Origin of the sequence: Gemmata obscuriglobus (assembly GCF_008065095.1) — a bacterium.
Taxonomy (GTDB): domain Bacteria; phylum Planctomycetota; class Planctomycetia; order Gemmatales; family Gemmataceae; genus Gemmata; species Gemmata obscuriglobus.
Genome location: NZ_CP042911.1, coordinates 8,443,901 through 8,458,014, shown reverse-complemented (window position 1 = coordinate 8,458,014; position 14,114 = coordinate 8,443,901). Strand labels below are relative to the sequence as shown.

General features: G+C 64.9%; 14 protein-coding genes. 12 read left to right on the top strand and 2 right to left on the bottom strand.

Going from position 1 to position 14,114, the window contains the following annotated elements; translation table 11 throughout:
* The first annotated feature begins 41 nt into the window (after positions 1-41).
* From GobsT_RS38515 to GobsT_RS35020, 11 genes are all read left to right on the top strand, one after another.
* Entirely contained in the window at positions 42-1,628 is a 1,587-nt protein-coding gene (locus GobsT_RS38515; RefSeq protein WP_029600821.1) for a hypothetical protein, read from the top strand.
* Between the two features lie 28 nt (positions 1,629-1,656).
* Positions 1,657-4,128 (top strand): glycosyltransferase, encoded by a 2,472-nt coding sequence (locus GobsT_RS35060; protein ID WP_010038335.1) that lies wholly within the window; start codon positions 1,657-1,659, stop codon positions 4,126-4,128.
* Positions 4,129-4,188: 60 nt separating this feature from the next.
* Entirely contained in the window at positions 4,189-4,431 is a 243-nt protein-coding gene (locus GobsT_RS35055; protein ID WP_010038336.1) for a spike base protein, RCAP_Rcc01079 family, read from the top strand.
* Positions 4,424-5,248 carry a hypothetical protein gene (locus GobsT_RS35050; protein ID WP_148087985.1) on the top strand — a complete coding sequence of 275 codons (825 nt, stop codon included), beginning with the start codon at positions 4,424-4,426 and terminating at the stop codon, positions 5,246-5,248. Before GobsT_RS35055 ends, GobsT_RS35050 begins: the two co-directional genes overlap by 8 nt.
* 2 nt (positions 5,249-5,250) lie before the next feature.
* Positions 5,251-5,595 (top strand): hypothetical protein, encoded by a 345-nt coding sequence (locus GobsT_RS40245; protein WP_010038338.1) that lies wholly within the window; start codon positions 5,251-5,253, stop codon positions 5,593-5,595.
* Between the two features lie 33 nt (positions 5,596-5,628).
* A complete protein-coding gene (locus GobsT_RS35040) occupies positions 5,629-6,243 on the top strand; it encodes a hypothetical protein (RefSeq protein ID WP_010038340.1) in 615 nt (204 codons plus the stop codon).
* A 53-nt stretch (positions 6,244-6,296) separates the two neighbouring features.
* On the top strand, positions 6,297-7,460 hold the full coding sequence (locus tag GobsT_RS35035; RefSeq protein ID WP_010038341.1) for a C1 family peptidase: 1,164 nt from the start codon (positions 6,297-6,299) through the stop codon (positions 7,458-7,460).
* Between the two features lie 76 nt (positions 7,461-7,536).
* Positions 7,537-8,385 carry a hypothetical protein gene (locus GobsT_RS35030; protein WP_197905166.1) on the top strand — a complete coding sequence of 283 codons (849 nt, stop codon included), beginning with the start codon at positions 7,537-7,539 and terminating at the stop codon, positions 8,383-8,385.
* A 75-nt stretch (positions 8,386-8,460) separates the two neighbouring features.
* Positions 8,461-8,601: a hypothetical protein gene (locus GobsT_RS38510; RefSeq protein ID WP_010038344.1), complete on the top strand. Its 141-nt coding sequence runs from the start codon at positions 8,461-8,463 to the stop codon at positions 8,599-8,601.
* A 539-nt stretch (positions 8,602-9,140) separates the two neighbouring features.
* On the top strand, positions 9,141-12,188 hold the full coding sequence (locus GobsT_RS35025; RefSeq protein ID WP_232068443.1) for an HsdM family class I SAM-dependent methyltransferase: 3,048 nt from the start codon (positions 9,141-9,143) through the stop codon (positions 12,186-12,188).
* A 3-nt stretch (positions 12,189-12,191) separates the two neighbouring features.
* Entirely contained in the window at positions 12,192-12,932 is a 741-nt protein-coding gene (locus GobsT_RS35020; protein ID WP_010038347.1) for a hypothetical protein, read from the top strand.
* Positions 12,933-13,064: 132 nt separating this feature from the next.
* Here GobsT_RS35020 and GobsT_RS35015 read toward each other — a convergent pair whose 3' ends face one another.
* Entirely contained in the window at positions 13,065-13,424 is a 360-nt protein-coding gene (locus tag GobsT_RS35015; RefSeq protein WP_010038349.1) for a hypothetical protein, read from the bottom strand.
* On the bottom strand, positions 13,421-13,669 hold the full coding sequence (locus tag GobsT_RS35010) for a hypothetical protein (RefSeq protein WP_010038351.1): 249 nt from the start codon (positions 13,667-13,669) through the stop codon (positions 13,421-13,423). The genes GobsT_RS35015 and GobsT_RS35010 overlap by 4 nt, the downstream gene beginning before the upstream one ends.
* 136 nt (positions 13,670-13,805) lie before the next feature.
* Here GobsT_RS35010 and GobsT_RS35005 point away from each other — a divergent pair, with 136 nt between their 5' ends.
* A complete protein-coding gene (locus GobsT_RS35005; RefSeq protein ID WP_010038354.1) occupies positions 13,806-14,069 on the top strand; it encodes a hypothetical protein in 264 nt (87 codons plus the stop codon).
* Positions 14,070-14,114 lie beyond the last annotated feature (45 nt).

The following is a 14,114-nucleotide window of genomic DNA, read 5'->3' as shown; positions in this document are numbered from 1 at the left end:
GACGGGCGCCAACCTCCGCCGCAACGTGACATCGGCCGGGCATGGCCCGATTCCGCACACCGCCACCGAACGCGCCCCCCCGGGCCTACAGCTCGCCGTTCTTCGTCGTCCGCATCACAGAGGCCGCCGCCCCGAGCTACCAGTGGGTGGAGGTGTGGGATCAGGGCGCCGGTGCGCTCGTCGAGCTGGTGGGCGGCCGGTACGGCACCGCGGAAAATCCTGGCGTCGCGGTGCTGGGCAACGCCTTCGCCGCGGGCGATTGTGCGCTGTGTCGCCAGGCCGACGGAAGCGCCGGGCTGACATGGGAGCTGTACGCGCTGCCGAACGGGGCCGGTCGGTGCGGCACTGCCACCACCACGACCACCACCGCTGGCCCGTGCGCCGGCGCGTGCCAGTGGACCTACTCCGCCTCCTCGAAAATCTGGACCCGCACCACCTCGACCTGCGCCACCGACTGCCACTGCCTCGCCCCGACGTGGTGCCCCGCCGCCGACGCCTGCGCCACCACCGCGTGTGGCGCCCTCGCCGCCGACGCCAAAGCCCCAAACTGCACCGGCGCGACCACGACGGGCGGCCCGTGCCCGGCCCCGTCGGACTGCACCGAGGGGTGCGACTGGTTCTGTCACCCGGTCCGCGGGTGGGTGCAGACGCGCAACGGGTGCGCCGGCTACTGCGGCTGTCAGCCGCCGGCCGGGGCGTGCTCGTCCTGTGCGCCGGCACACACCCCGTGCGTGGTGCCGCCGTCGTTCTGCAACGGTGGGTGCCGCTGGGTGTGGGTGTCGGGGGTGGCGGGCGAGAGCGACCGCTGGGAGAAGATTGGCGACACCTGCGCCGGCTCGCGCGTGCCCAACTGCTCCTGCGACGCGCCGGCCGCCCCCGGGAACTCTTGTGGTCACGAGGCCGCCACCCCCTGCTACGTCCACGGCGCCGCCGACCCGTGCGCCGCGGTGACCACCGCGTCCCCGGCCGGGTGCGGCGACTGCATCTGGGGCTCGGACAGCGGCACGAGCTGGGACAAGGTGGTGCGGCCGTGCGGGAACGCCGGCGGGTGCTCGTGCCAGGTGCCGCCCGGCGCCCCGTCCGGCACCTGCGCCCAGGCGGCCGGGGCGTGCGTACCGCTGCCCGTCACCACCACGGCCGCGCCGACCACCACCGCCGGGCCGCCCACCACGACGACCACCACCGCGCAACCGTTCTACTGCTGGCAGTGCCGGTACCAGGGTTTCGTCCGGTTCGTCTGCACGAACGAACCGGGCCACCCGTGCGAGAATTACGAGACCCCGACCCTGCGGTCGCAGTTCCCGTCCGAGGTCGCGTGCGCCAACGGTTGCGGCCCCGGCGGCGGCACGACGGCGGCGCCGACCACGACCACCAGCACCACCACACCCGCGCCGACCACCACGACGGGCGGCCCGGCGGTGGACTACTACTGCTGCCAGTGCCCCGGGGGCGCGGCGCTGTGCTCCTTCGATCCGATTAACCAGTGCGCGGGCTGCACGGTCACGGGGCCGATGTCCCTGGCGTCGTGCAACGGCACCTGCGCGGGCGCGGGCACGACCACCACACCGCCGCCACCGCCGCCGCCGCCGCCCGTAACCACCGGGCTCAGCACCAGCAGCCCGTTTTGACCGGCCCCAGCTTCACGAGACGAGCGACATGAGCAGCCCGCTGACGATCGGCATGGCGACCCGGGGCGAGCCGGACCACGTGTGGTTCGTGCTCTCGGGCCTGGCCGCGAACCACCCGAAGGTCGAATACCTGGTGGTGGACAACACCCAGGAGCGGGACCCACGGGTGGAGGCGATCACCCGGGCCGTCGGCGGCCGGTACCTGCACCGCCCGGACCTCACCGGCACCAGCAAGCCCCGGGACGCCGTGTTCCGGTTCGCCCGCACCCCGTGGGCCATGTGCCTCGATTCGCACGTGATCCTGGAGACCGGCGCGGTGCAGGCGGCGCTGGACTTTATCGCACGTTATCCGGACTCGCGGGACATCATTTCCGGCCCGCTGGTGTACGACGACGGCCGGGGGCTGAGCACACACTGGCGACCGAACCCGGGCGGCGGGCTGTGGGGCACGTGGGACACGGATAACAGCATCCTGCTCGGCAATACGGCCAAAGAGATCCCCATGATGGGGCTCGGCCTGTGGCTGATGCGATGCGCGGCGTGGCCCGGGTTCAACCCACTGTTCAGCGGGTTCGGGGGCGAGGAGGGGTACATCCATGAGCTCGTGCGACAGCGCGGCGGGAAGGCTCGTTGCCTCCCGGCCCTGCGGTGGCGGCACAAGTTCCGCGACGTGTCCGGCTGGCACAACAACCCGCCGCCCCCGTACCCGCTTCGCACCGAGGACCACGTGTGGAACCTGCTGGTCGGTCACCGGGAGCTGGGAATCGACGCGGTCCCGCAGATCCGCGAGCACTTCGGCAAGGGGCTGTCCGCGGACACCTGGGGGCGGCTGGTGGAGCGGTCCGAAGCGGCGCAGCCGTTCGGCGGCCCGCGCCCGGAGCCGAAGCGGCAACGCATCCTGGCGGTGTGGTACTCGGACAACACGCCCCCGCCGGCGCTGCTCCAGCGGAGCGCGCTGTCCGTCGCTCAGGCTCAGGAGCAGACGCTTCGGCACGACGTGACCGTGAGCGCATGCGGGTGGGCGGAGATCCCGGGCGCCCCGTTTGATCGCTTCACAACGCACCGCGGGGAGTCGAGGCGGTCGCACGCCACCATCGTGGCGCAGATCCGGCAGGCCGTCGCGGCTGCGATCGCGGACGGCTCGGCATTCGACGCCGTTGCGTTCTGCGAGCACGACGTGCTGTACCCGCCCGGGTACTTCGATCGCCTTGGGGATGCCCTGGCGGCCAACCCGAATGCGCCAGTGGTGTCGCACCTCGATTACATCGGGCTCAACGGCACCGGCTGGCAGCGGGTGCGCGAGCGACACGAGCCCCTGCACCAACTCTGCTTGCGCTGGGGCACGTTCCTCGGGAACCTGGCCCGCGCCGAAGCCGAGGCCAAGTCCGGAAAGCCCGTCGTGTTGGAACCGGACCACGGCGCCGACCGGTCCGCCTGGGCGCGCCTGGAACCCGCCGACCCCTCCGGGCTGAGCGGCACCCCGAGCGTCCACGTGAACCACACCGCCGGCCGGTTCACGGCGCACGGGGACGTGTGCTACGAGCCGCGCGGCGCGTCCCTGTGGCACCCGCACTGGGGCGAGGCGCGGCACTGGTGGCCCGGCCCGATGGTCACCGTGTCGAACGTGGACGTGACGCAGTTCAAGGCGCAGAAGCCGGCCGGGTGCTCGGCGTGCGAGGCGAACGCGCACCCGACGCCCGCCGCGTGGGCCGAGGCGTCGGCCGCGAAGCCGTCCGACTTCCACGAGCACGTTGGCACGCTCCGGGAACTGGCGGCGAAGTGCTCGAGCGCCGCGGAGCTGTCGCTGTGGATGAAGCCGGCGGACGCGGCGCTCGTCGCCGGGCTGCCGGCGGACGGCACGTTCGTGAGCGTGTGCCCCCGGCCGAAGCCGCAATGGGCGCGGTTGAGGGGTTGGCTGGGCGCGCGGTTCGAGGGCCGCACCGCCGACCCGGCGGCCGCGGACCTGCCCCCGGTGGACCTGCTGTTCATCGACACCGAGCACACCGCCGACGCCCTCATGCCCCTGCTGGAGCGGCACCGCGAGCGGGTCGGCAAGTACATCGTGGTTCACTGCACCGAGACGTTCGGGGAGAGCGGCGACCGGCCCGACGCCCCGGGCGTGTTGCACGCGCTGCGAACCTTCTGCCACCGCCACCCGGGCTGGGTGGTGACGCGCCGCGACCGGAACAACCACGGGCTGATGGTTCTGTCGCGGTGCGCCGAGGACGTGAAACAGAAGCCGGCGCTGTGGCGCCAGGCGATGAACTACACGGCGGCGATGGCGCGGCACGTGGCGGGCGGGCGCCGGACGGTGCCGCTGGAGGTGCTCGAATCGCGTCAGGCGGAGTGCGCCCTGTGCGAGGAGCGGGCGCTGGACGCGTGCGCCGCGTGCGGGTGCCCGCTGGAGGCGAAGCTGCCGCTCGCAACCGAATCGTGCGGGCTGGTCAAGAAGGGGCAGGCGCCGAAGTGGGGGCCGTGGCCGGACGCGCCGACCGGGTGATTGTGTCTCACGTGACATCGGCCGGGGGAGCCTGACCGCACCCCGACGAGAGCCGCGCCGATGCCCGCGAGCATGTCCGACCCGAGCGACTACTTCTTCGCGGTCACCCCGAGCAACGCGGCGAACGCCGAGCGCGCGTTCCGGTCCTTGCGGGTCGGGACCGCGGGCGACGTAGTGGTAGTGCGAAAGGACGGCGCGCCGGTCACGTTCAAGAACTGCTCGAACGGCGAACCGCTGCCCGTCGAGGGCATCCGGGTGAACGCCACGGGCACAACGGCCAGCGACATCGTCGCCTATGCGTGAGGGCCGCGCGATGCGTTTGGGAGTGGGCTTGGCAATCAATCAGTTGCGGCGGCGGGACGGGCTCACGAACCCGCTCGCCGCGTTCGGCGCCTCGTATTCCGTCCTCGCGGCGTGGATGCGTACAAACGGGCTGCTATACCAGGACGCGGCGAAGACGACTCGCGCGTCCTCGCACCTCGATCCGGTGCGCGTGGCCGTGTGGCCTTATGGTCCGTCAGGGGCCGTCGAGTTCGTCGCCCCGAGTGACGCCGCTCGACCGTTGCTGTATTCGGAGGGCGGCAACCTGTACTCACTGAGTTTCGACGGGGTTGATGATTGCTTGATAGCTAACGCGAACGAACCCGTTCCGTTGGGTGGCTCTGTGACAGTCGGGATGCGGGCGAATGCCTCTGTCAAAGCATCTTCTACCGCTTGCCTTTACGGCTCTTCCAGCGTCGGCGGAATTACCCGTGGTCACCATGTGAGAATTCCACCCAACTCGATAGGGCTTATAGCGATCCTGTACGGTTCAAACGGCGGCGCGGGAACGTTACTATCACAAACCAGTGGAACTACTTTCACGGCGGGAACACCATTCACGCTTGTAGCTGAGTTCGATGCGGGCATTTCGCAAACCAGGCTGTCAAAGGACGGCGGCGCGCCAGCGACGATCAACTGGTCAACCGGAGTACCTTATCCGGCAACATCTTTGAATATTGGTGCGGAAGCGGGTTTAAATAATTACCTGGGCCGAATGCCGGGCTTCTCTCTTCTGTTCGGCGATCCGCTCAGCGCCGGAACCAAATCGGCCCTTGAAGCCTATCTCGGAGGGCTGTAGCGGTGCCAGCCGCCTACGTTATCGCCATCGTCCCCGCCGCCGCCCGCGCCCCCGCGGAAGCGGCCGTATCGCCCTACCTGACCTCGCCCCCGGCCCCGGGCGCCTACTCGTTCAGCGTACCCCTCGTGCCGTTCCCCGGCCCGTCGGACGTGGCCCTCACCGCCTACGGCTGCTGCGCCCCGTGCGGCCCGGAGACGGTCGCGGCGCTCGGCGGGCTCACGGCCGCGATCCCGGGCAGTTCCGCGTATACGGTCGATCCCGCTGTGTACGACCGCGAGACGCATTGGGTCGCGTGGCTCGCCGCTCGTGGGTTACAGCCCCACGTGCAGGAGTCCGAGCCCCTGTGACATCGGCCGGGGGTACCCACGGAGGCCCCCACGATGCGATTCTGTCTCCTGCCCCTCTTTGGGCTGCTCGCGCCCGCGTGGGCACTCGCCCAGCCCCCCACCCCTCAGTCGATCGACCAGTTGGCCGAACAAGTCAGCGGCATCCGGCGGCAGCGCGCCGAACTCGATAAAGCCGAGTCGGCCGCGCTCGCCTCGATCGCGGCCGAGCTGAAGCGCCAGCGCGAGCTGTTGGAAAAGCTCGGGATCGACGGCCCCGCGCCGAAGCCCCCAACCCCACCCACGCCCCCGACGCCACCCGCCCCGGTCGATCCGCTCCGCTCCAAACTGAAAACCGCGCTCGACGCGGGTGCCGGCACCAGCGCGGAGAAGGGGGAGTGGGCGCGCGACCTGGCGGCCCTGTACCGAGCTGCCGCCAAGCTCGCAGGTGATTCGAGCCTGAGCACCGCCGGCGCGTTGCGGCTGAAGCTCAAGGAGGCGGCGGCGGCCCTGATCGGAGAGGCGGCGCTGCGCGAGGTCCGCCAGGTGGTGGCCGTCGAGCTGGCCGCGGTCTTGCCCACCACCGACGGGGAGTTGACCAGCGACCAGCGGGCGGGCGCGGCCGACTTGTTCCGGAAGCTGGCCGCTCACCTCGAAGACCTCGCGAAGTGAGCAGCCCCGCTCACGAAACGTACCAGCACGCCCCACCCCAACGAGGTAGCCGAATGAGTAATGACGCGCAACTGAACCCGGAGCGCCGCGAGCGGCTCCGCCGGCTGGCAATTCTGGCCTTGAAAATCATCCTCCCGCTGGTGCTAGGCACCGGCGTCGGGGTGCAGGTCGCGCCCGAGCGTGTGCGCGAGATCGAGAAGCGGGTTGAGGTGCCGACGCCCGCGCCAAGCGAGCGGCTCGATGAGTTCGAGAAGCCGACCGGGTGGGTTCGCGATCCGGACGTGATCGAGCGGAACCTGGATCAGACGAAAACGCTGCACTTCGAGCAGACGCCCGCCGGTCGGGCCGCGCTGGGCGATGACGACGTGTTCCTATTCCGCGCGGTGCGCAAGGCCGCCAAACTGCCTGACACCGCATACCCCAACGTCAACCAAGGCAGCGTGGGCTGTTGCGTCGGGGCCGCCACGAAGCACGGGTGCGACACGGTCCAGGCAACGGCCATCGCCCAGGGCGCGAGCTTTGAGTGGAAGCCGGTGAGCGTCGAGGTGGTTTATGCCGGCTCACGCATCGACGTGGGCAAGGGCCAGATCCGCGGGGATGGGTCGCTCGGGCGGTGGGCGTGCGAGTACGTGGGTCGGGTGGGCGGCATCGCGCCGATGGAGCGGATCGGTTCCACGGACCTGACCACGTTCAGCCCGGCCCGCGCCCGCGAGTGGGGCGCGCGCGGCATCCCTGCCGAGGTGAGCGCGGTTGCCCGACAACATCCGGTAAAAGGCGCGGCGCTGGTGAAGAGCGCCGCCGACGTGAAGCGCGCCATCGCTCAGGGCTATCCGGTGGTGGTGTGCAGTGACGTGGGGTTCGACAACCGCGACGGCTCGGTGGGCACCCGGGATGCGCAGGGGTTCTGCACGCCGCGGGGCACCTGGCCGCACGCGATGTGCTTCATCGCGTGGCGCAATGGCAGCCGGCCCGGTGTGCTCTGCCTGAACTCGTGGGGCGATTCGGCCCACGGCGGCCCGGTGTGGCCCGAGGATCAGCCCCGGGCCGCGTTCTGGATCGATGAGGCTGTGGCCGATCGGATGGTCCGCCAGGGGGATAGCTTCGCCCTTTCCGATGTGCAGGGGTTTCCCGCGCGGCGAGTCCCGATCGACTGGATCATTCGCACGCAAGAACGACACCGCGCGCCGGCGCTAGACACTTTCGCGCTGGCGTGGTGATTGCATAACGAAGAACCGGCGGGGTCTGATCCACCCCGCCGGTTCAGGTCCGCTTCCTCACTGTGGAGACCTGGACATGCGAACCGTATGCCGAGTGGCGCTCAGCGCCGCACTTCTGATCACCCTGACCAGCTCCATTTTCGGAGCGGAACCCGACTCCGACCGCGACCGCAAGGCACGTGTGGCCTTGGCTCTGGCGGGCCGCCCCGCGCCCGTGATCGCACCGGCCCCGCGGCTGGCAGCGCCGAAGGATTACGCGACCGGCTACCGCGTTGCCGCGGAGCAGTCCCGGCCGCTGGTGGTGTTCGTGGGGTGCAAAGAGCCGCACCCGGCCCCGGGAGCGGTGGTGGCGCGCACCGACGTGCTCGACGACGTGACCGGTCCTGCCGCGGTAGTCGGCTACCCCGTCGATGGGACGTTGTTCGTTCATACCGTGATGGCCTGCCCGGTCGAAGATGGGGCACTCAAGAGCGCCATCGACAGCGCGGCCAAGAAGATCGACCGGCCCGCGCCGAAGCCCGCCGGGGACAAGCCCGCGCCGAAGCCGCTGAGTTGGGAGATCCGCGCGACCACCCCGCCCGTGTGTGACTGCGAGACCTGCCCCCACTGCGGGAAGTCGCTGAAGGAGGCGCCGGCAAAGGACCCGGAAAAGGCCCCCGCGAAGGCCGTGGAAGCCGAATGCTGGGACCGCGAGGGGTTCCCGCTGCGGCGCACCGCACGGGGCGCTTACGAGCGCATTCCGGGTGCCGCGGCGGTGCCCGTGCCGAGCAGCTCGCCGGCGGCCTGGTCGAGGACATCGACGGCGCCGAGCTGCTCGGGTGGATCGTGCCCGACCGTGCCGCAGTACGCGTTCCCGCAGCAGTACGTGATTCCGGCAGGCGCAGTGCCGAGTTGCTCGAACGGTCGGTGCCCGACGCCGCGCTGAGTGGTCCGCTTCAACCCGGTGCGGGCGCCCGCACCGGCTCTCAGATAGCTTCTTCGCCCGTCGAGGACCTCCACCGTGTTCGACCGTCCCCTTTACCCCCGCGACCTGGTGGCCGGCGCGTACCTGGCCGGCGCTGCCGGCATCGCGCTGGTTGGTGCCGCGCTGTTCTTCCGCTGGCCGTTGGCGCTCCGGATGTTCGACGTGTTCACCCACTGATCTGCTTGGTTCCGGTGCTCGTTTACCAGACCTCGCCCAATTCCGAAGGAATGCGCAAGGACAGTAACCGTGACTGTTTCATTCGACCTGGGACTCCAATCGCAAAGGGGTAGGTGGGAACCAGGGAACCGATTGACTGGCACCCTCGTACCCTACCTCTCGAACAAAAGTCAGACTGGAGGACTGGGCACGAGGAGAAGGAGGTGATGAATATTACAACTGCGCGCAACATACGCATTAATGCCAGCGGTCCGGCCGTTACTGCCTGTGATTTTCAGCGATTCGACCCTATCTATCTTTCGCGCCGCCGTAATACGCGGCAATCTGTGCCGGCGGGATGGCCTGAGTACGTCCGCTCTTTCACGGAAAAGCCGGAACCACCTGGACTTCCAACGGGGCGCTGTGCAAAATCACATGCGAGAGATACTGCGCGCCCAGCGAGTGATCCGGAGTGGCCGGATGCCTGACTATCGTTGCCGGCAGTCGCTAATGAATGTCTTAACCACATTAACCCCATGCCGTCCCGGTCAGCAAATCAATTGCGCGACGAACTGCTCGGCTACGGAGTAGCCGAGGACAATGTCCGCATTTTCGGACAGCAAGTTCCTTCCCCTGATCTTCAAGACTACCTCACCCTAAATTCGCTTCGCCGCAAGAACCGGCCTTCACCTGACGGTGTCGCCGAGTATCAGGGCCGGCCCGTCCTGTATTTCGTTGATGAGCAACGGCTTGGGCAGCAATCACCGAAAAATAACCTGTTCCATGACGAGCCGGACGAAATCCCGATTATTTTCCGTCAACTCGCCTGCCGCGGGGAGCGAGTTTATCTCGCTCGGATCGATCTCGGCAAGATTACCGTCGCGCCAGTCTCCCTAACTGACAAAACGCCGAACTGGGTCGAATATACACCGGGTTCGACAGAGGGCCGGTCCCTATTCTCCCGGCTCGCGTTTGGAATGGCTGAGGGCGAAGACTTCGGGGCAGGCGATGCTGTGTTTGGCCGGTTGTTTAACCTTATAAAGCACACCGCAAGCAAGATCGCCAGGAATGAAAGCCTTCGGCCGGATGCGATATCGCTCGTCGGACGGGCGCTGTTTTTTCGATTTTTGCGAGATCGCGGGGTTTTAGACAACTATTCGTTCTCGAAGATCGCCCCTAAGGCGCTAGATTGGACGGAGTGTTTTCGAGACGCAGAGAATTCGGCGAACACTTGTGCGTGGTTAGACAAAACTTTTAACGGGGATTTCCTGCCACTCACCGACGGGGGCAACGCCACTTTCTTCGAGCGTATTGCGACAGTCACCAGTGGTGACGTCTTCCGGCATTTGTCGGCAGTGGTCAGAGGGCACCAGCCACGTGGTAACAGCTATCAGCCGATGCTCAAGTGGGAGTGGCAAGAATTCGATTTTGCCCACATCCCCGTCGGTCTACTGAGCCAAGTTTACGAGGCGCTGTGTTGGGAGTGGACGCCGAGAGAGGCTAAGAAGACCAGCCAGCGGTACACCCCGCGAAACATCGCGGTGACGTTGCTGAATGAGATGCTGGAAGGTATCACAAACATTGAGGCCTGCCGGATTCTTGATCCAGCATGTGGCGCCGGAGTTTTTTTGGTTCTTTCGTTCCGTCGCCTCTATCTCGAGCGGTGGAGGGCAGCCGCAGATAAGAAACGGCCAGATACGGCTGTCATCAGGGAGATTCTCGAGAAGCAACTCGTTGGCTTGGATATCAGCGAGGCTGCGCTCAAATTAGCGGCGTTGAGCCTGTATCTCACGGCCGTCGAGCTAGACCCGGAACCGCAGCCACCGGACAAATTGAAGTTCAAGAACCTCCGAGGCCGCGTTCTCCATAACGTGCGGGAGGACGGTGTATCGACAGATTCCCAAGCCCTCGGCAGCCTTGGTGCACACGTCGGCAAGAATTTTGACGGTAAATTTGACATAGTTGTCAGCAATCCTCCGTGGACTAGCCTCGATAAGAACATGGGCAAGAGGTTGGCGGGCGCTTACGAATCTATAATAAAACGAGTAGGTGACGATAATAGTGTAGAAGTAGTCCTCCCGGACAACAATCCGGACCTGCCATTCTTGCTACGCTCAATTGAGTGGTGCAAGCCGGGAGGGCGGATTGGTATGGCTTTGCCTGCCCGTCTGCTGCTAAAGTCGGCGAAAAACCCAGCCGCGGCACGGGCGATGATATTCCGCCTGCTTCGTGTGGACGGAATTATTAACGGGACCAATCTGGCAGACACGCTGGTTTGGCCGAAGATGAATCAACCTTGGATGCTGCTTTTCGCCACCAACGAGCGGCCTCCACAAGGCCATCACACATACTTCGTGACGCTTCCGCTCGACCTGGCGCTAAACAAAGCGGGCCAGTTTCGAATCGACTCGGAGTCCACCCGGCCGATCGACACAGCGCTTGCGACTAAGAAGCCATGGATTTGGAAGACGCTTTCGATTGGCACTATGCTCGATGTAGAGGTAATCGAGAAGTTGAAGGCGGTGGGCGAGCCGCTCGCCAAGTATTGGAGGCGGGTTGTCGGCAAGAATCGCAGTGGGAAAGGCTATCAATTAGCGGAGAAGCAGGATGGGCTCAGCGATTGTTCCTTCCTAAAGGGACGGCCAAACCTCACGTCTACTGACCTATTTCAGTTCAAGGTTGACACTGCAGGACTTCGTGAGTTTACCCGCGATCTAGTGTGGCGGCCTCGCAAGCCAACCATTTACGACCCGCCACTGGCGCTCATCCGGCAATCGCCGGGAGAGAGCCGGGAGGTTGGGCGCGCGCTCCTCTGCTTTGACAAAGTAGCCTACAGCGAAGTTTTCAACGGCTACTCTGCTGCCGGACATCCGGATGGGGAACTGCTTGCTCGCTATCTCCACCTGTTCGTGCATAGCGACATTTGGCTCTATTATCTCCTGGCCACGAGTCCTGAATTCGGAGCCGAACGCCGTCGCTCGCGGAAGGCCGACCTAGAACATTGTCCGATTCCGCCGCTGGAAAATCTGACACCGACTGATCGCAATGAATTAATGCGTCTGTCTGAGTCGCTGGAAAGCAACTCGGCGATACCATGGGACGATGTTGATACATTTTTTGCCAAGCTGTATCAATTGCGCGACTATGATCTCCAAGTTATTCGCGACACACTGGCGGTAGCGCTTCCATACGAAAGATCCCGTGAACGTGCGTGTAGGCCAGCTACTGAAGCTGAACGCGCTACGTTTATTGCGTATTTAGCAAAGGCTATTTCGCCCATTGTTACACCGGCGTTTGGGACGCTCCACATTCATCAAGTCAAATCGCCGGCCGAGAAAGGCAAGTTCTCCTCCCCGTTCGATGTATTGTTTCTCACGACCAAGGCTAGCAACGCTGCAAACCTTGACCTGATCTTGAATGGGGGGTACCGGCTAATGGAAGAGATTCTTCAGATCGCGGATGAGACTGGCGCGACTCAAATTATACACACCGAAAGCTCTGGCCTCGTCGTTGGCATCTTTAACCACTTTCGGTACTGGACAATATCTCGCGCTAGGTTGCTTGCTGGTGACATTATTCGTTTGCACTTAGACGCAATCACCGGTTAAATCATGCGGATTGGCTTTTATACTAAAGGGCCCGTCTCACTGCCCCATCAACCCTATCCCAAAGCGACCCTCCTCTTGATTGAGAGGGCGGTTGTTGCGGCATGGCAGGAGATTGTGAATCATCCCGACGGCGATTTCGACATCACGAACGCTAACGAGGATCGCATTACTCGCGAGTTGCGTACGTGTTTGGTAAACCGGATTCTAGATGGTTCGGAAGTGCCAGGTTTCACCTCCGAACAGTTCAGTATCACCCGTGAAGCCAAGTTTGAGTCTTACGATGGAACACACCTTGATGACATGCCTGATATTCACGTTTCCATCAAAAGAAACGGAACAGTTAGCGTTGCGTCCAACGACGGGCTTTTCGTGGAATGTAAACCCGTAGACGTTGACCACCCAGCAGGCAGGGATTACTGCGACAAAGGCCTGCTCAGATTTGTAAACGGTCATTACGCTTGGGCACTACCGCAGGCTCTTATGATCGGCTATGCCGATCCCACCTACGCCATCTCTAAGAAACTAAAGGCGGCCTTTAACAAACGCAAGGCAACAATCAAAGCGACTGGAAATCCTATAGCTTGTCCAGATTGCAATTCAACCGATTTGTCTCAGGTCACTTATATCACCGTCCATGATCGCGGCTTCATCTACCCGCTGACCAGCACCATTGCCCCCGCCATCACCGTGCGCCATGTTTGGTTGAATACACGCAAAATTTCCGTTGCAGTCCCTACCAGGTAAAGCTCTCGGGTAGGCGGCTTGCCGGTTGCTCCTTTGCGTCACAGCATAAACGGCCCCATTCGCAGTCGATCGTCTTATTAATGGTAATGCAGGCTCTTCTCGCGCCTGCCAGCCAGAAACAAGCCTCGTAGCTCACCGCTCCTCAAATCGGATCTCCGTCCACTCCGGCACCAGCACGCCATTCACCGCCGCGGCCGGGTGGTCGATCACCCGCAGCACGCCGACAGCCCGTATCCGCTTCCCCGTGCGCAGGTCGCCGAGCCGGTTGCCCCGCAGTACCACCGTCCGTTCCTGGCCGTCGTCCAGCTCGGCCGGGCCGGTGACGGTGCGCTCCTCGCCCCCGATCGGCCAAGTGTGCTCCGGGCGGTCCGGCCGGAACTCGATGCGCACCGTCGCGCCACTCAACGGCCGGGCGTCGGCTACGGTGATGTGGTCGAACTGCACCGTCGGCGGCGGGGCAGGCTGAGCGCAGAGGCAGAGTAGGGCGATCATGTCTTGCGACTCCGTTTAGCAGTGGGCTTCTTTGCGTTACCCGGTTTCGGTCCCGGCGGCGTCTTGCGTGGCGTTCCGGCCGGCGCGCCTTTCTTCGGTGGTTCGTACTCGGTGCCCGTGTCTCGCGCGATCAGCTCGCACACATACTGCGTCAGCGTAGTCTCTCCCCGCTTCTCGTCGGCGGCAACTTTGAGCGCGGGCGGCAACTGCACGCCCACTTGAACGTACCCCTCGCGACTCGGCATCCGCACCCCTCAGAGGTTACTTCCGCAGGCAGTCTACACCGCGCGGAGAAAAAAGACTAGTCGGGGTTGACGTAGATAAATGACTAGTCTATTATTTCCGTGTCGAGACGACGGACGCACAACACGGGGCACGGAAATGAAGACGGTCTACCTGCAAGTGATACACGACGAAAAGAACCTCCTGGTGATCTTCCGCGGGGCGGATCTGCCGCCGGGGTTCGCGGCATTCGGTCGCCAGGTGCCCGACCAGCAGAAGGTTGTGGTTACCTGCCCGGGTGGAAACGGGAACGGTTACGACCTCTTCCCTGCTCGGGTCGCGTGCGACTGGTTGCGGGACAACGACATCTCCAACTTCGTCAACGATGGTTGCAGCACGAAGGGAATCACACACGGCTTCTGAGCTAAAAACCGGGCCGGTCGCAGTTGACCGGCCCTTTCCCCGAAC